Raw genomic sequence first — 15,829 nt, 5'->3', positions numbered from 1 at the left:
ACCCTCCCCCTCACACCATGAACTATCCAATTCCCTCCAGTCCTCAAGAAATGATTGCCCTGCGGCAGCAACCTGTTAGCGATGAGTTAGTAGCGACGGCTCTCGCAGGTGTAATTAAAATTGCGCGATCGCGTCAACAATCTTTAGAAGATCTCAAAGCTGAGGTTTTGGCTGATGATAGTGTTCTCAATGGAGAACAACGGCTTTGGTTGAGTGAATTAGTCACCCAAGCTTGGCAATTTTTACCTTAATAAAAAATTTGAGAGGAAAATTTTTTTCTTTAGGATTACCATTGGGGATGAGATAAAAACAGCGTTTCTGTAGCTTGTGGGTCTAAAGGTTGAGCGAATAAGTAACCTTGACCCAATTCACAGCCTAAAAGCCGCAGTAAGGATAATTGTTCCTGGGTTTCAATGCCTTCAGCTACCACACTCATGCCTAAATGATGGGCGAGGTTGAGAATGGCTTGAACAACTTCTAAATTTTTTTCCATAGAATCCAAATTGCTAATAAAAGATCGATCAATTTTCAGGATATCTAAAGGAAAGCGGTGTAAATAACTTAAGGAAGAATATCCAGTACCAAAGTCATCTAAGCTTAACTGAATTTTACGGGCTTTAAGTTGTTGAAATATCTCCGATGCTAAATCGGGATTATCCATAATCGCACTTTCTGTAATTTCTAATTTTAAATTTTTACTATCCAATTCTAAACTTTCGAGAACCCGATCAATTTGTTCAATTAAACCAGGTTGAGAAAATTGTTTAACGGATAAATTAACGCTGATTGTGATGTCAAATATTTCTCCTCGTTGTATCGCTTGTTGTTGCCAAAACTTCAGTTGATTGCAGGACTTTTCTAAAACCCATAATCCCAGGGGAATAATTAAACCTGTTGCTTCAGCAACGGGAATAAAATGATCGGGTCGAACTAAACCCTGTTGGGGATGTTTCCAACGAACTAAAGCTTCTAAACTGCTAATTTGACCCGTTGACAAGCAAATAATAGGTTGATAATAAACAATAAATTCTTGACGGTCAATCGCACGTCTTAGGTCATTTTCTAACTTTAAACGAGTTAAAGCGCGAGTGTGCATTTCCCGATTAAAGACTTCATAACGGGCTTTTCCTGATGCTTTAGCTTGATACATGGCTGTATCTGCATCTCGCAGTAAATGTTCGGGCTGTTGATATTCTACGGTTCCTAAAACAATGCCTATACTGGTATTAATAAAAACTTCATGTTGATAGAGTAAAAATGGCTGACTTAAAGCGTGTTGAATCGCTTGAGCTAATAACGTGGCTTCATCAATCGATTCAATCTGTTCTAATAGGACGGTAAACTCATCTCCTTCAAATCGAGCTAACGTATAATTTGGATGAATACAAGCGGATAATCGTCGCGCCACAGCCTTTAATAATTGGTCTCCGGCTAAATGACCCAAAGAATCATTGACTATTTTAAAGTCATCACAATCGAGAAATAAGACCCCAAACTGAGACTTAGGATGGGTATGAGTATAAGCCAAAACTGCCATCAATCGTTCCATAAAAAACACTCGATTCGGTAAACCTGTGAGTGCATCATGGGAAGCCATGTGTAGCAATCTCAAATTGGCTCGACCTAGTTCTTTTGTGCGTTCTTGAACTCGTTCTTCTAATTCTGTATTTAGCTTTTGAATTTCAGATTTTGCAGCTTTTAAATTCAGTTGATTTTTAATTCGGGCTAGAACTTCTCGAATTTCAAAGGGTTTGGTAATATAGTCTACGCCTCCGACTTCAAAAGCTTGAATTTTATCAAAAACTTCATTTAAGGCACTTAAAAAAATGACAGGAATATCACGGGTACGTTCTGAGGCTTTCAACTGTGTACAAACATCATATCCACTCATTTGTGGCATCCGAATATCTAACAAAATTAAATCCGGTGGGTCAGCAATTGCTCCCATAATAGCCGAAGAACCATTAATTACGCATCGGACATCATACCCCTGTTCTGTTAACATCGCTGACAACAGATATAAATTATCAGGTGTATCATCAACAATCAAAATATTAGCAATTGGGCTATCAAATTGAACGTCATTCATTAGACAATACAGAAATCAGTAATCAGTATCATGAGTTAATGCTTTTGCGGTCATTTCTACAATTTCTTCAAATGCAAATCGATTGATTTTAGTTCGCAAAGCATTGACAATAGGGGTTTGATTGGGGGGAGTTGGTCAATCAATTTCAAGAGTTGCTTGGCATTTACGGCTTTAGCAGCATGATGCACTTGAGTTAACCATTCTAAAGACAGTTGTGCTAAAACCGTAGAGTTCAGTTCCGTTAGGACGGCTTCTGATACGGTAGAAGCAGTTAGCACTTCGGGTTCATACACATAGCTTACTCCCAGATGTTGAGCAATCTTTTCTAAAATGATTTGCTCACGAAACGGTTTTCGCACAAAATCATCACATCCTGATGATAAAGCAACGGCTCGTTCCTCTTCTAAGGTACTAGCTGTTAAAGCAATAATCACAGTTGCTTGACCTTTTGTAGTCGATTTAATCTGTTTTGTAGCTTCATAACCATTAATCACAGGTATTCGCATACCCATCCCAATCAGGTGCAGTTCCCAAGCTTGCCAAACTTCAAGAGCTTCTTGACCCTGAATTGCCTCCCGTAGTTCAAAATTTGCCCATTGTTTTAATTGCTGTTGATATTGTTTAACTTCCCATAAAATTTTCCTTGAGAAAATCCTGTTTAAATCATTGAATTAACTGGATATAGGGGCTTTGTTTTTGTTGAACAGATTGTATACCCACAGTTTAGCGTAAAATCTCCCGAATCATCTGATTCGCTTGGGTTCCATAACCCCCTCCAAAGAGGTTAAAATGATTTAAAATATGGTAGAGATTGTATAATATTTTCCGCCGTTCATAACCTGACTCTAACGGAAAAATTTGATCATAACCTTGATAAAAGGCGGCTGGAAAACCGCCAAATAATTCAGTCATTGCGAGATCAACTTCTCGATCTCCAAAATAAGTAGCTGGATCAAAAATAACAGGTTTTCCCTCAGACGTAACGGAAGCATTTCCTCCCCATAAATCTCCATGAACAAGAGAAGGTTTGGGATGATAATCTCCTAAAATATCGGGAATTTTATTCAATAATTTTTCTCCTTGTTCAAAATTGCCTCCCCGCCGTTGAGCCAGTTTTAATTGATAGCCAATTCGATGTTCTTGCCAAAATTCAGCCCAACTATTTTTCCAAGTATTAATTTGAAGGGTAGAGCCAATTGTATTATTAATTTCCCATCCAAATTTCTGATAACCAGGGTAATTTGGCGCAGGTGTCCACTGATGCAGTAACGCTAATTTTTGTCCCATTTCTTCCCAGGCTGAAGGATGATTTTTTCCTCCTAACTCTAGCCATTCTAATACTAAATAAGCGGAATTGCCAACAGTTCCCCAACAAATCGGTTTAGGAACTCGAATAGTTTGGGTTTCCCACATTTGTTCAACCCCTAAAGCTTCGGCTTCAAACATGGCAAATTCAGAAGCTTGATTAAGTTTAATAAAATAATGGCGTGAACCATTACTAATCTGATATCCTTGATTAATACAGCCGCCGCTAACGGAACGGCGATCGCTAATTTGAAACCGTTCTCCTGTGGCTTGACTAATCTGTTCCGCAATTTGATCCCACATCATGCTTTAAACACTTTAATATTTTTCTAACTTATTGTATCAAACTTTAAAAAAATCCGTAAATATACGGTGGATTTTAAAATTATAAACTGTTAACTTAAACTTAAAATTGTTTTTTCTATCCCTTAGTATTAACATCACCATGACGGAAACAGAAACCAGCAAACCCAATTTACTAGAACTCGCTAAACAGGGAAATCCCAAAGCGATCGCTATTTTACTCAATCGTCATTTAGAACCCAAAAGGATTACTGTTAAAGCTACATTAAGTAAAAACTGTCTCAAATTAATGTTTGAAGCAGAAAAAATTATTCCTCAAACAGTTTTAGTAGAATGGCTCTGTACTTCTCTTCTAAATCACATTATTTCAGATTCTATTACACAAGTTATTATTTATAATAAAAGAATCGGTGATGATTTTCCAGATTGGCAAGAAGAAATCGATCTAAATTCCATTCATCAGTTATCAGAAAATAACCCTAATTCTTCAAAATCTCAGAATTCAACCGAATCTATAACCTCAAAATTTATGGGTTTTGAGCTATTATTTAATTCTATTTCAGACGCTACGGAACAAGTTAAAAATACTGTAACTGAAACCGTTAGTAATACCACGACTCACGCCGGACAATCTGTGATTGAAACTGCGGTTAATATTAAGGGTAGTGTTGAAAATATTAGCAATACCGTTATGCAAGGGGGGAAAGTTGCCGTTAAAAATATTTTTAATGTTGAGAATATTTTTAATCTTAAAAAATCAGTAAAAAATCCAACTTCAAAAACTACCCCTACACCGGGTATTTTGGATTTTATGAGTAATAATCCTTTGCTTAAATCCTTAATTAAAACTCTAAATGTAGATAAAATATTAGAAATTATTGAAAAAATTGATTTAGAGAAAGTAGAAACAGAAGTTAAACAGCTAAAAGCTCAATATCCTCATGAATCTTCTAGCCAAATTAGCCATCGAATTATGGTTTCAAAAGTTCTGGCTTTGGGAAGTTCTGAAATAGCGTCAAAACTTGTATCTGAAAGACTCGCTACTCTAATGGGAGCCGATTTTTCTAACAATACAACCTTAGAATTTGAAATGATTTATCAAATTGCTTATGCTTATGATCTAGATCTTTATGAACCGATCAGAAAAGATGAAGCTTTAGCGATTTTTAGTTTAGCATTAGGGAGTAATTCAGCCATAAAATTAGGATTAAGTTTATTAGAAGATGTGCCTTTCGCTGGGACTATCATTAGTGTCAGTACCAATGCTGCAATACTTTATGCTTTGGGATATGCAGCTTGTCGCTTTTATGAATCCAATTTATATCAAGATAAAAAGGGTGTAAGTTTAGAAACAGTCCAGTTTGAAAGTGAAAAATATTTAGAAACTGCGATCGCTCAAGAAGCGATTATGGATCAAATTTTAATTCATATTATTTTAGCTCGAAATCCTGATCAAACTTTAGAAAAAATTCTCCCCCAATTACAAAATGCTCCTCTGAGTTTAAATTCTTTAGAAGTCATTTCTAAAAACCTTAATTCTCCACCGGATTTAAACAGTTTACTCGAACAAATTAATCCAGATTTTGCCCTGGCACTTTTAGCTAAATATCAGAAAATTGCTGATTTAGATAAAGTTATCACCCCGGAGGAAGAACAAATTATTAACGCGATTCATCAAAAAATTAATCATCAATCTTGAAAAATCCGGTTTCTCGGTTAGCAACCCTCCCGATAAAAACGTTAATATTAAGGAGTGTAAAGCTATCCTTCACAAATCTATTCAATCATGTACATCTTTGGACTCGGTAAAAAGCTGAAAATGCCTTCCCCCTCCGATGCCTTACCTGGACGGACGGAAGCGATGCCTGTACCCGATAAACATTATGTTAACGGCAATCCCCTCAAACCGCCCTTTCCCGCAGGCTTAGAAATGGTGATATTGGGTATGGGTTGTTTTTGGGGTGCAGAACGTCGGTTTTGGCAACAGGAAGGGGTCTTTAGTACCGCCGTTGGTTATGCAGCCGGAATTACCCCTAACCCCACCTATGAAGAAGTTTGTAGCGGGTTAACGGGACATAACGAAGTGGTGCGAGTCGTCTATGATCCCAAAATCATCAGTTATGAACAATTGCTTAAAGTTTTTTGGGAAAGCCATAACCCGACTCAGGGAATGCGTCAGGGTAACGATGTGGGGACACAATACCGTTCAGGAATTTATACTTATACCGATAAACAACGTGAATTAGCTGAAGCCTCACGGGATGCCTATGAAACTGCCCTTAAACAAGCAGGTCTTGGCACAATCACAACAGAAATTCTGGAAGCACCCGAATTTTATTACGCTGAAAGTTACCATCAACAATATTTAGCCAAAAATCCTAATGGTTATTGTGGTTTAGGTGGAACTCAGGTAAAACTTCCAGAATCGAGTGTTGGCTGTTGACGGTTGACGGTTGACTGTTAACTGTTGACGGCTACGGGCGGGAGAACCCCGCCCCTACGACGGTTGACTGTTGAGGAAATAGGTAATAGGTAATGGTGATTTACTGCATTCCCTATTCCCTATTCCCTACTGATTATTTCTTCTGTTTGGCTTTTGTTTTCCAGTCTGGAATCGCTTTTTGGGCTGCGGGGTAAGCAGAGGCATTTTGGGGTACTAATTCAGCCGCTTCAATGGCATTAGTATATTGTTTTTTCTGAGCACGAGATTGAGCAATTTCCCAGATTTCATTTCCCCATTGATTAATTAATTTTTGAGCTTCTGAATATCCCGGTTGATCCGCAGGAATTTGTTCAGCTTGGGCGATCGCATTACTATAAGAGGAAGCTTGATCGGGCTTAATTAAAGCTTTAGCTTGGCTTAGAATTCCTTGATTATTGTTCAGTAGATCTAACTGAGCATTCCACTGTTCAAGCTGTTGTTGCCCCTGTTTATAAATCGCCGGATTAGCATCAGGGAGCAACTTAAGAGCATCAACCGCGCCTTGTAAATTTTGACTTTGAGCACGTCCTTCGGCTATATCCAGAATCGTTTGACTCCATTGTTCGATATCAGCTTGGGCTTCCTTAAACTTCTGATCACCATCAGGAATTTGTCGGGCTACAAAAATCGCTCTACTAAAACCCGAAGCCGAAGTATCTTTTAAAAGTAGTTTTGATTGAATTAATAACTGATCAGCAGTAGGAGGAGTTTGAGGTGGGGGTGCTGTTTCTGTCGTGACGGGTGCTGATGTCGGTTTTGAAGCCGGAACAACCGTTGCAGTTTCTATAGAAGACTTAGCCGTTTTTTGACCGATAAATATAGGTTTATTGGTCAGAAAAACACCCAATAGGAGCACCAGAGCCGTTGCTCCACTCCAAAGAATTAACCGTTGTAAAAATGAACTATCTGTCATAGTATCCTCTGTTGAATGTGCAGGAGATTCGGGGTTCGTCTGCGGTACAGAAGTTGCAGAATTTGAAGACAAATCCTCTTTCGGAGCAGGTTCATTCGTCTGCGTTCCCAGATCTCCATTCCCTCGATTTAAGGATGTAGACACTTTCAGAGGATCTTCAGATACAGGAACATTACCATTCTGGTAGGGTTCTACAGTCGCCATATTCATTTCCCTCATACCATTAGAAGAACTAACACTTGCTACCTGACGATTTTCAGGTAAAAGTGCCTGTAGTCGTTTATTGGCTGGATACACAGCGCATACTGGATTTTGTTTGGGTCTGATATGTTGTTCGGTTAATTCCGGTAAACGTACCTCTAAAAACTGGATTAATTGGTCTAAGGTTGAAGTTTCTCCAGCCTTTAACCCTTCCAATAACGCCGAGGTAAAGAATCCTTGCCGCAGAGCCGACGTTTCGCGTGATAACTCATCGGGCTGACAAGATAAAATCGTCGGAATTTGCAACTGGCGGGCGAGTTCGACCGTTTGAGTTCCCACACTTTCCCCAGCGTGCGATCCTTGACTTCGGTTAATATCCAACAATACTAAAATTTTATCCGTTGGAGCAGCCTTAAGATTATCAAACAACTTTTGAATGGGAATCCCCGTTGTTTCTAACTGCGCTGGGTTACCATCAATGGGCAGTAAGTAGTCCTGTCCCTCTTTACTAAACCCATAGCCACTAAAGAAAAACCAGAGGACATCCTCATGGCTCAATTGCTCTTTGCAGAAGGATTCAACCCAATCTAAAATATTTTCTTGGCTGGGATAGGTGGACATCCTCGACACCTGGGGTGAGTTATCGGTGATCAATAAACTCTTGTCTTGAGGAAATCCAGCATCATCTACCCAAAATTTATAGATAGCTTCTGCATCCTTTTGGGCATAGTTTAAGGGTTGCAGATATTGATATTGATTAATGCCAACGGCAATACAAACGTGATGTTTCATCATTTTGGGTTGTGTATTCACTCGGCTCAACTGTTAGTTGAACATAAAATTGCCCACCATCTGGGACACAAGTTTAACTGCTTTTCCAGACTCAATCCACTTCCTAGCTCTTGCTGGCGGGGTTGGTGAACACTTATGCCCCTTGACATCCTCCCGACACCAACGTTCCTTATGGTGCGGGTCTTCTGGCTCCCATTTTCGATAAACCTGTAAAAACGATAACATATTCTTACTCTGGTAAAAATCCCTTGATAGAAGAGCGATCGCGCTCAAAACCTGATAAAACCCATCTATTATTGCGTTAGGGACTTCCCCTGACTCCAATGCCCTTGAGTTTGGAACTCCGGGTGGGCTAGAAGTCCGTTGATACCTAATTATTTCCCCATATTTTTTTTATCCCCTGACCCACTTCACCCTAAACGCCAAACCTGTTTTCATCCCCTATCCCGAAGCTATAAAAAAAATCTGATGTTCCACCGCAAAAAATCGAGTTAAATTAGATACAGAGGTGCATCCGTTACACTTGCCGACAACCTGGGTGGACTGAACCAAACAGGCAGATTCAATTCCCGGTGAACATCTATAGGTCTGAAACATACTTAATGTCAGTCCTTCCTTAGAAATTTGAAGTCGATTTTAAACCTTGTTGATTACAAAGGAGTATGCAGCAGATGGTCTTAACCACCGCCACCCCAGATCTTATTCAGCATCAATCTAAACTAAAACGAACCAATCCTAAAGCCCATAATCATTATCGATTTCAAGATTTTTTCAGCTTTGACTCATCAATGGGTACGGTGACAGACTGGAATCAAATGCGTAATATCTTTACCAGTGAAGATTTTATTATTGGTTTAGTTGAGGGATTAGAAGAAGAAGTTGGCAATGCCTCATCTGTGATTATGTACACCATTGGCAAAGAATGGGGCGTTAAGGATGCCGCATTTTTCCAACAGTGGTATGAAGCCGAGTTTGGTCAAAGTATTCGACAGTCTAACCTGATGTTTTTATTAGAAACCTGGTGGTGGCCGTTTACCTCCCAAGGTTGGGGACGTTGGGAAGTAGACATGAGCGATCGCAAACACGGTTGTATCTTTATTAACTTATTTGACTCGGCTGTTGCTCGAAGTCTCGGAGATGTAGGAAAACCCGTTTGTCATATTTATGCGGGATTATTTGCCGGATTTTTTAGCAATTTGGTCAAGAAAAGTCTAAGTTGTATTGAACTGCAATGTTATTCGATGGGAGAAACCTATTGTAAATTTCTATTAGGAAACCCTGATCGGATTGATGCTGCGGGTTTCTGGTTAAATGAAGGTGCAACAGCCAGAGATATTCAACGGAAATTACAAGATGGAGTTGTGTTGCGATGAACAATCAAAAAGCTTGGCTGAATGAGTCTGTTCAAGACTTTTTTAGTAACCTTAATTGGTTGGGTACACCCTCACGGGTGCAAAGTGGTGATCCGGCTCCATCAAAGATGAATTTAACTCTATCCGTCGCCGATTTTTTTCAAAGGATTGATTGGGAAGGAGTTCCCCAAGTCGGAGTTATGCCTGTTATTTCTGATTCTTCTGCGTCTGACGACTCGAATGAACTCGATGTCACTATCGATGATTTAATGGGTTTATTTTAAATCAGTAATCAGTGTAAAGACTTGCTATAGCGTGTCTCTACCAGTAATCTGATTACTGATTACTGATTACTGATTACCGATTACTGATTACTGATTACTGTTTCATGCACATCTTGAATTTCTATGCAAGCCGAATTAAATGAATTATTAGTTCAAGCGGAAAATCGTTATCTTCAAACGGAAGAATTGCTGGGTTTTAAAAGCTATGCAGAAACTTTAGCCCAACGATTGAAAATTTATGAATTTCTTCGGGATCGGGAAGTTGTTATATTTCAACCGATTGCCGATCAAATCCAAACCCAATTTCCTCAAGAAAAACAAGAACGCTTAGAACAAATTCTACAACAATGGATTCTGATTTTTCGCCATAGTGCGATGGCGATGTTATTGAATGATTCCAAATACCTTCAAGAACGAGTCATTGATTGGTTATTGGGTTTAGTTCAAGCCCACAATAGCCAAGCAATTGATACTCAAGTTTATCAATTGCTCAATACTCGTTTAAACGAATTACTCTCGCCCAAAGCATTGATTTTCTTACAACCCTTCTTGGAACAGGTCAAAACTCATTTACTAGAACCTGGAACACAGAAGAGTACACGGTAATAATTAGTGCTTTTTACGCAGCCCTTGTTTAAAACTTACCTGTCTGTTCATCAACCATTAACGGTTCACTATCAACCGTCAATACAACCTGTCTAAAATTATGATTGAAATTACCAATTTACTCACTAAACCCCAACTTCCAGGCAACTATTTCGCCTATAATGCTTATGTGAAGGGGGATCTAGAATTAGGTTTGCTAGAAAATCGCCTGGGTGGGCGTCTACTGGGTCTTCCCTCAACCCTGCTTCAGGCAATTTATGCGGGGTTAGAACAAGAAACGGGTCAAGCCAGCCGCTTAGTCTTATTCAATTGCGGTCGTTGGTGGGGAAAGAATTTTTATATCCGTTTTTGTGAAGAAATCAGTGAATATTATGACAAAGCTGTCGCTCAGATGGAAATGATCGAATTCATCCAGTGTTTACAGCAATGTTGGAAAACTCATGGTTGGGGAACATTTGATTTTGATGCCCAGTATGTTAACGCTGGATTCCTAATTATAATTACAAAAAATTCCCCCTTTGCCAGTGTGGCTCCTCCCTGGAACCGACCTGTTTGTTTTTTGGAAGCGGGTGTTTTTAGTTCTTTCTTTAGTCGATTAACAGGGCGAGAACTCCATTGTGTTCAAACTACCTGTGAATCGATGGGTGCAGATTGTAATCAATTTATTCTCGGTTTGAGTAATCGTTTACAATCGGTGGAAGCTTTAGTTGATCAAGGAAAAGATCATGAAACTATTCTGAAGGAACTCTGTGAAACAGCGTGATTGAAAAGTTTCCCGTTGGTAAGCGAGTTATTTTAGGTTAAACCCATGGACGCTATTGAACTACTGAGTCGATATGCAGACGGAGAACGGGATTTTAAAGGCGTCAGTCTACGAGGCATTATTCTGAGTACCAATTCTTATCGACCCAATACGGTACCAACTCTGGGTTTAGCTAATATTCGAGAACCTCAAAATCGACCTCATCTCATTGGTGCAGATTTAAGTAATGCTGACTTAAGCGAAGCCCATCTCAGTGTCGTTAATCTAAGTAAAGCCAATTTAACCGGAGCCAATTTAACCGGGGCTAATCTGAGTGGAGCCAGTCTGAGTGGCACAATTTTAACTGGGGCTAATCTGAGTCGGGTTAATCTGGAAGGGGCTCACCTAAATTGGGCAAATTTGCAAGAGGCTGATCTTAATCATGGTAATCTCAAAAGTGCTGATTTTAGTTCTGCAATTCTCCTAGAAGCTGTTTTGACTCAAGCCTGTTTGATCAAAGCTTATTTAATTAAAGCGAATCTCCGTCAAGCCATCTTAAAAAACGCGGATTTAACTCAAGCGAATTTGAAAGATGTAGACTTATCAGGAGCAGATTTGAGTCAAGCTACAATTGTCCGCGCTAATTTAAGTGGTGCTAATTTGATAGGTGCTGATTTGAGTAAAGCTCAAATGTTAAAAGCGAATTTAAGACACGCTGATTTAACAGATGCTTTTCTCAATTCCGCTAGTTTATTAGAAGCGGATCTGAATGAGGCGAACTTGAGCCGCGCCAATCTCAGTAAAGCTAATTTGAGCAAAACCTATCTTAGGAATGTGTGTTTAAATGGTGCTCATTTAAGTGGGATTAATTTAAGTGGTGCTGACTTAGGTGGAATTGATTTAAGACAAAAATTATTAACGGGAATTAATTTAGCTGGGGCTTATTTAAGCGAAGCTAATTTAGCGGGAGCATTACTCATGGATGCGAACTTAAGTTCTAGTAACTTAAGTTCTGCTAACTTAAGCAAAGCTTGTCTGATTAATGCTGATTTAAGAAATACTCATCTGGGTAATGTAAATTTAAGCGAAGCGAATTTAATGGGAGCTAATTTGAGCAAGGCTGATTTAAGAGGTGCTAATTTAAAAGGGGCTATTTTAGCGAATGCTGAAATTAAGGGTGCACAGTTACAGGGTGCTATCTTACCCAATGGAAAAGTTTATACATGATTAGATCAGGGGAAGTTTAGGAAAATCTTTTTTTACACAAAATGGCTAAATCCAGTTTAATTAGAGGTAAAAATAAATCATTTTCTTCTGGCGTTAAATAGCTTTCTATAACATCAGACATCCCTTGGTAAGTTAATTGAGTTAAATTTTGGACTTTAAACGCTTGTAAAATAGTCGCAAACCAAACTAACAAGCGTTCTCGTAAGTAATCAGGATCATCTATTAATAAAGCCAGGGCTGAATATCGTAAAACTCGGATGGTATCTAAACGCCATTTTGAGGTGAAATCAACAGAACCCTGAATGAAAATTTCCGGGTTCTGTTGTAGGAGTTTGTCTTGAATTTGATCAATAATAACAGATTCATTCTTTTTGATTTTTTGATAGGCGCTGACGCGATATTTAAACGTTTCCAAATAAGACCTTAAAAAGTCTAATTCTTCTGGTGTTGCATAACGGCCATCGACTTCAACACTCAAACGTTGTAACTGAGTCAACATAAGCATTACTAGGGTCTAACTGATTACTGATTCCCGTCATCTTTAGCGTTACGAGTTCGAGCTAGATATTCGCCCACTTGTAAACGAGTTTCTTTCAACTGAGTCAGAATTGATCGAGTAATCAATTTTCCAGCTTCAACCACAACTTCCCCTGTAATCGGATGCAGAAGTTCCTGTTCTGCTCGTCGCCCAACTAACGATTCTATATCTTCGATGGCATCAATATACATCCCAGAAGGTAATTCAACAACAATTCCTTCCCCAATCACGTGAGCTTGACAAGCTAAACGGGAATTGGGTTTGGCTGTTGTGATTACTTCCAGAGTTCTTTGTTCACGACGGCTAACTTTAGATAAACCATCCATGCCCTCTTTAATAAAAACATGGCAGGTTGCACACATTCCCCGCCCCCCACATTCTTTCAGAACGTGAAGTTCCTTAGTCATTAATGCCGAAAGCAAATTAGAATTAGTCTTAACTGCCATTTCTTCGGCAATTGGTTCTAGTCGAAGTATTTTAGCCATTAGAGCGTGAAAATTAAATTAGATAAGTCAGGTCGCAGAAATAATGTAGATTGCACAACTAAACCACTCAATTCAGTATAACAGGGGCGTTAACTCCTCCAAATTCAATCATAATCCCGAATTTAGGCTTTAGAACGATACAGTTCAGCATCAGGTTCTTTGACCCAAATTGCATAGCCTTTTGAGGTTTTTGTAATGGCGGTGCCGTCCCCCCCATTTCCCAGTTTAGCTACAATTTCTAAGGTTTTATCAGCAGCTTCTACCGCCTTAAAAAAGCTGTAGTATTCCTGATCAACACAAAGTGCAGGAACAGGTTTCTCTAAGTCCGGCACTTTGATCCGACAGGTTCGATACTGGTTTTGAGACTGTATGATTTTAGTAGGGGCTGGCCCCTGCTGTAGTTTGGTGGATTCCGATTCAACAGAAGAAAACATAAGCGCTCGTCATCGCTGGGTAACTTAATGATTTGTCAGTAATGCCTAGATTTTAGGTATACTTTAATACTATCGGAAATACCGTTAATGAGGTGGTCTAAAATACACCATGCAGGCTTCTCGATACCGAATTTTGGGGTTAGTAGGACAAGGCCAGTTTGGTAAAGTTTACTGTGCCAGTGATCGTCGCACGGGACAACTGGTGGCTTTGAAGGAACTGAGTCATCAACGCGCACCCACTCACCAGTTTTTACAGGAACTTTGGTTTATTATTAGTCTGCAACATCCCCACATTGCCGCCTGTCTAGGTCTTGAACATATCCAGACAGGACGCTATTTGGTGATGGACTATTGTGAAGGGGGAACAGTTCGTCATCTTCTCGACCAACAGGATTCTCTGCGGTTACAAGAAGCGTTAAACCTGATTATTGGGGTTTTAGAAGGTTTACACTACATTCATCAACGGGGTATTATTCATTGTGACATTAAACCTGAAAATATCCTACTTACCCTACAATCCCAAGGATGGCATTCAAAATTATCAGACTTTGGGATTGCTCGCCGTCTTCCCCTGGCTGGAAAATTTAAAGCGGACAGTAAACCCTCCACCTTTACCGGGGGATCTCCCGCTTATATGGCTCCAGAACGGTTTTATGGTCTTTATTCGCCCCGATCCGATATTTATGCCGTTGGGATTGTATTATTTGAGCTTTTAGTCGGCGATCGCCCCTTTCATGGTTTACCGGGGGAGTTGATGTGGGCGCACTTAAATCAACGGTTGCAAATCCCCCCAGAAATTCCAGAAGTCTTACAAACCGTAATTCAAAAAGCTTTAGAAAAACTCCCGGCTCGTCGCTACAGCACCGCAACCGAGATGATAGAAGCATTGAAACAAGTCCGGGTTAATCCCCAAATTCAAAGTCTTGCTGACTCTATTATTGTTTGGAAAATCCCTGATTCTCCCCCAGAAAATCCTTCCCCATTATCGGAAGCTAATCCTCCTAGTGCTCCTTTATTACTTGATCATACGATTTCTTTACCCTCGGTTCAGCATTCCAGATTTCCCCTAAGTTGTATTGCCAATTTTCCTTATCTTTATACAGCCTTTGGTCAAAGTTTAGAAATTTGGTCTACTCCCCAAGATTCCTCTCTATCAGTTCAGCAAATTGATATTTTTTCTGAAGATGAAATTAAATTTTCTGAACCGATTCTAGCAATTCTTCCGATGGGAAATGGCTGTTGCATTCTGACTCAAAATCGAATCCATCACTTCACTCCTTTTCAAAGAAATCCTAAATTTTTGTTAAACTTGAGTACGATTAAATCTCTAAAAAATAATCATAAAAAATCAATTATCTATGATAACTCGGAGGTAAAAGATAATAATTTAACGACTTTAAAACTAGCATCATCTCAAGATTTACTGTATAGAATAGCAATTGAACCTGAAAGTCGCTATATGGCTTTAGCATTTTCAGGACAATTACGATTTTATTCCTTAACAGAAAAATTTGGTTCTACTTGTATCAAACCGATCAAAAGATTATCATTTTCTGTTCCTCAAGTTCCAGAAATTCTATTTTTAGATCGCCGACATTTACTCGTAATTTGGTTAAACTTTAAGCAACAAAATTTTAATATGCTCAGGGTCTATACTCGCCGAGGAATACCCATTGGAAATCTTAAATTATCAATTCCTTTAAAACAACTGCTTTCGACTCCCCAACCCTATACTTTATTAGGTATAGGACTAGATGATCAACCCCAGCTTGTCCTATTACGTTTAAAACCTCTCAGTGTGATTCGGATTCCTTTAAGTTCTCCACCCACCCTCGCTTGCGCGACCCCCTGGGGATATGTTATAGCGGATCAACAGGGAAAATACACCTTTTTTAATTTAGAAGGGAATTTTTTAGGGAATTATCTTGGCCCTGTTTCTCCTCAAGCCATGACCCCTTGGGGAGAAACAGGTTTAGCCATTGTCACTCATCCCGATCAACAAGGTTATTTACATTTTGTAAAATCTATTAATTTTGAGCAAGACTTATGAATAACAATCCCTTAACCCCATCAATT

General features: G+C 39.2%; 17 protein-coding genes (1 of these 17 running past the window's edge). 10 read left to right on the top strand and 7 right to left on the bottom strand.

Going from position 1 to position 15,829, the window contains the following annotated elements; all coding sequences use genetic code 11:
- Positions 1-17: 17 nt before the first annotated feature.
- Complete coding sequence (locus tag PL8927_RS13115) at positions 18-251, top strand: hypothetical protein (RefSeq protein ID WP_083622147.1); 234 nt, start codon at positions 18-20, stop codon at positions 249-251.
- Positions 252-286: 35 nt separating this feature from the next.
- Here the strand turns inward: PL8927_RS13115 and PL8927_RS13110 are convergent, their stop codons facing one another.
- The 3 genes from PL8927_RS13110 to PL8927_RS13100 form a co-directional block, all read right to left on the bottom strand.
- The gene (locus tag PL8927_RS13110; protein WP_083622144.1) at positions 287-2,089 is read right to left on the bottom strand and encodes a two-component system response regulator; all 1,803 of its coding nucleotides are present in this window, start codon (positions 2,087-2,089) and stop codon (positions 287-289) included.
- Between the two features lie 56 nt (positions 2,090-2,145).
- Positions 2,146-2,658: a response regulator gene (locus PL8927_RS13105; RefSeq protein ID WP_231506004.1), complete on the bottom strand. Its 513-nt coding sequence runs from the start codon at positions 2,656-2,658 to the stop codon at positions 2,146-2,148.
- A gap of 154 nt (positions 2,659-2,812) precedes the next feature.
- The gene (locus tag PL8927_RS13100) at positions 2,813-3,697 is read right to left on the bottom strand and encodes a fructosamine kinase family protein (RefSeq protein WP_083622140.1); all 885 of its coding nucleotides are present in this window, start codon (positions 3,695-3,697) and stop codon (positions 2,813-2,815) included.
- A 142-nt stretch (positions 3,698-3,839) separates the two neighbouring features.
- Here PL8927_RS13100 and PL8927_RS13095 point away from each other — a divergent pair, with 142 nt between their 5' ends.
- Both PL8927_RS13095 and msrA read left to right on the top strand, forming a co-directional pair.
- Positions 3,840-5,396 carry a hypothetical protein gene (locus PL8927_RS13095; protein ID WP_083622138.1) on the top strand — a complete coding sequence of 519 codons (1,557 nt, stop codon included), beginning with the start codon at positions 3,840-3,842 and terminating at the stop codon, positions 5,394-5,396.
- A gap of 87 nt (positions 5,397-5,483) precedes the next feature.
- Positions 5,484-6,140: a peptide-methionine (S)-S-oxide reductase MsrA gene (gene msrA, locus PL8927_RS13090; RefSeq protein WP_083622136.1), complete on the top strand. Its 657-nt coding sequence runs from the start codon at positions 5,484-5,486 to the stop codon at positions 6,138-6,140.
- A gap of 133 nt (positions 6,141-6,273) precedes the next feature.
- On the opposite strand, the gene PL8927_RS13085 is transcribed toward msrA, so the two are convergent.
- Positions 6,274-8,106 (bottom strand): caspase family protein, encoded by a 1,833-nt coding sequence (locus PL8927_RS13085; protein WP_231506002.1) that lies wholly within the window; start codon positions 8,104-8,106, stop codon positions 6,274-6,276.
- Positions 8,107-8,756: 650 nt separating this feature from the next.
- Here PL8927_RS13085 and PL8927_RS13080 point away from each other — a divergent pair.
- From PL8927_RS13080 to PL8927_RS13060, 5 genes are all read left to right on the top strand, one after another.
- The gene (locus PL8927_RS13080; RefSeq protein WP_083622132.1) at positions 8,757-9,458 is read left to right on the top strand and encodes a V4R domain-containing protein; all 702 of its coding nucleotides are present in this window, start codon (positions 8,757-8,759) and stop codon (positions 9,456-9,458) included.
- Complete coding sequence (locus tag PL8927_RS13075) at positions 9,455-9,721, top strand: hypothetical protein (RefSeq protein WP_083622129.1); 267 nt, start codon at positions 9,455-9,457, stop codon at positions 9,719-9,721. Before PL8927_RS13080 ends, PL8927_RS13075 begins: the two co-directional genes overlap by 4 nt.
- Before the next feature lie 123 nt (positions 9,722-9,844).
- Positions 9,845-10,327 (top strand): globin family protein, encoded by a 483-nt coding sequence (locus PL8927_RS13070; RefSeq protein ID WP_083622126.1) that lies wholly within the window; start codon positions 9,845-9,847, stop codon positions 10,325-10,327.
- Between the two features lie 100 nt (positions 10,328-10,427).
- Entirely contained in the window at positions 10,428-11,090 is a 663-nt protein-coding gene (locus PL8927_RS13065; RefSeq protein WP_083622124.1) for a V4R domain-containing protein, read from the top strand.
- 45 nt (positions 11,091-11,135) lie between these two features.
- Positions 11,136-12,296: a pentapeptide repeat-containing protein gene (locus tag PL8927_RS13060; RefSeq protein WP_083622122.1), complete on the top strand. Its 1,161-nt coding sequence runs from the start codon at positions 11,136-11,138 to the stop codon at positions 12,294-12,296.
- 16 nt (positions 12,297-12,312) lie between these two features.
- Here PL8927_RS13060 and PL8927_RS13055 read toward each other — a convergent pair whose 3' ends face one another.
- The 3 genes from PL8927_RS13055 to PL8927_RS13045 form a co-directional block, all read right to left on the bottom strand.
- Positions 12,313-12,795: a globin family protein gene (locus PL8927_RS13055; protein ID WP_083622119.1), complete on the bottom strand. Its 483-nt coding sequence runs from the start codon at positions 12,793-12,795 to the stop codon at positions 12,313-12,315.
- 23 nt (positions 12,796-12,818) lie between these two features.
- The gene (locus PL8927_RS13050; protein ID WP_083622116.1) at positions 12,819-13,319 is read right to left on the bottom strand and encodes a 2Fe-2S iron-sulfur cluster-binding protein; all 501 of its coding nucleotides are present in this window, start codon (positions 13,317-13,319) and stop codon (positions 12,819-12,821) included.
- Positions 13,320-13,441: 122 nt separating this feature from the next.
- The gene (locus PL8927_RS13045; RefSeq protein WP_083622113.1) at positions 13,442-13,753 is read right to left on the bottom strand and encodes a hypothetical protein; all 312 of its coding nucleotides are present in this window, start codon (positions 13,751-13,753) and stop codon (positions 13,442-13,444) included.
- 109 nt (positions 13,754-13,862) lie between these two features.
- Here PL8927_RS13045 and PL8927_RS13040 point away from each other — a divergent pair, with 109 nt between their 5' ends.
- A complete protein-coding gene (locus PL8927_RS13040) occupies positions 13,863-15,803 on the top strand; it encodes a serine/threonine-protein kinase (protein WP_083622110.1) in 1,941 nt (646 codons plus the stop codon).
- On the top strand, positions 15,800-15,829 hold the 5' end (the start) of the coding sequence (locus PL8927_RS13035; RefSeq protein WP_083622108.1) for a nucleoside triphosphate pyrophosphohydrolase family protein. Its footprint extends 1,725 nt past the window's final position; 30 of the gene's 1,755 nt are visible here — the first part of the coding sequence; it begins with the start codon at positions 15,800-15,802; its stop codon lies beyond the right edge, outside the window. Before PL8927_RS13040 ends, PL8927_RS13035 begins: the two co-directional genes overlap by 4 nt.

Source organism: Planktothrix serta PCC 8927 (assembly GCF_900010725.2).
Lineage (GTDB): Bacteria > Cyanobacteriota > Cyanobacteriia > Cyanobacteriales > Microcoleaceae > Planktothrix > Planktothrix serta.
The sequence above is the reverse complement of the archived record's forward strand: the minus strand, read 5'-3'. Positions and strand labels throughout refer to the sequence as shown.

Coding starts and splice junctions, on each gene's coding strand:
- PL8927_RS13110 (WP_083622144.1), bottom strand. CDS start 2,089: ATGAATGACGTTCAATTTGATAGCCCAATTGCTAATATTTTGATTGTT.
- PL8927_RS13070 (WP_083622126.1), top strand. CDS start 9,845: ATGCAAGCCGAATTAAATGAATTATTAGTTCAAGCGGAAAATCGTTAT.
- PL8927_RS13075 (WP_083622129.1), top strand. CDS start 9,455: ATGAACAATCAAAAAGCTTGGCTGAATGAGTCTGTTCAAGACTTTTTT.
- msrA (WP_083622136.1), top strand. CDS start 5,484: ATGTACATCTTTGGACTCGGTAAAAAGCTGAAAATGCCTTCCCCCTCC.
- PL8927_RS13080 (WP_083622132.1), top strand. CDS start 8,757: ATGGTCTTAACCACCGCCACCCCAGATCTTATTCAGCATCAATCTAAA.
- PL8927_RS13055 (WP_083622119.1), bottom strand. CDS start 12,795: ATGTTGACTCAGTTACAACGTTTGAGTGTTGAAGTCGATGGCCGTTAT.
- PL8927_RS13050 (WP_083622116.1), bottom strand. CDS start 13,319: ATGGCTAAAATACTTCGACTAGAACCAATTGCCGAAGAAATGGCAGTT.
- PL8927_RS13040 (WP_083622110.1), top strand. CDS start 13,863: ATGCAGGCTTCTCGATACCGAATTTTGGGGTTAGTAGGACAAGGCCAG.
- PL8927_RS13115 (WP_083622147.1), top strand. CDS start 18: ATGAACTATCCAATTCCCTCCAGTCCTCAAGAAATGATTGCCCTGCGG.
- PL8927_RS13060 (WP_083622122.1), top strand. CDS start 11,136: ATGGACGCTATTGAACTACTGAGTCGATATGCAGACGGAGAACGGGAT.
- PL8927_RS13045 (WP_083622113.1), bottom strand. CDS start 13,753: ATGTTTTCTTCTGTTGAATCGGAATCCACCAAACTACAGCAGGGGCCA.
- PL8927_RS13095 (WP_083622138.1), top strand. CDS start 3,840: ATGACGGAAACAGAAACCAGCAAACCCAATTTACTAGAACTCGCTAAA.
- PL8927_RS13065 (WP_083622124.1), top strand. CDS start 10,428: ATGATTGAAATTACCAATTTACTCACTAAACCCCAACTTCCAGGCAAC.
- PL8927_RS13100 (WP_083622140.1), bottom strand. CDS start 3,697: ATGTGGGATCAAATTGCGGAACAGATTAGTCAAGCCACAGGAGAACGG.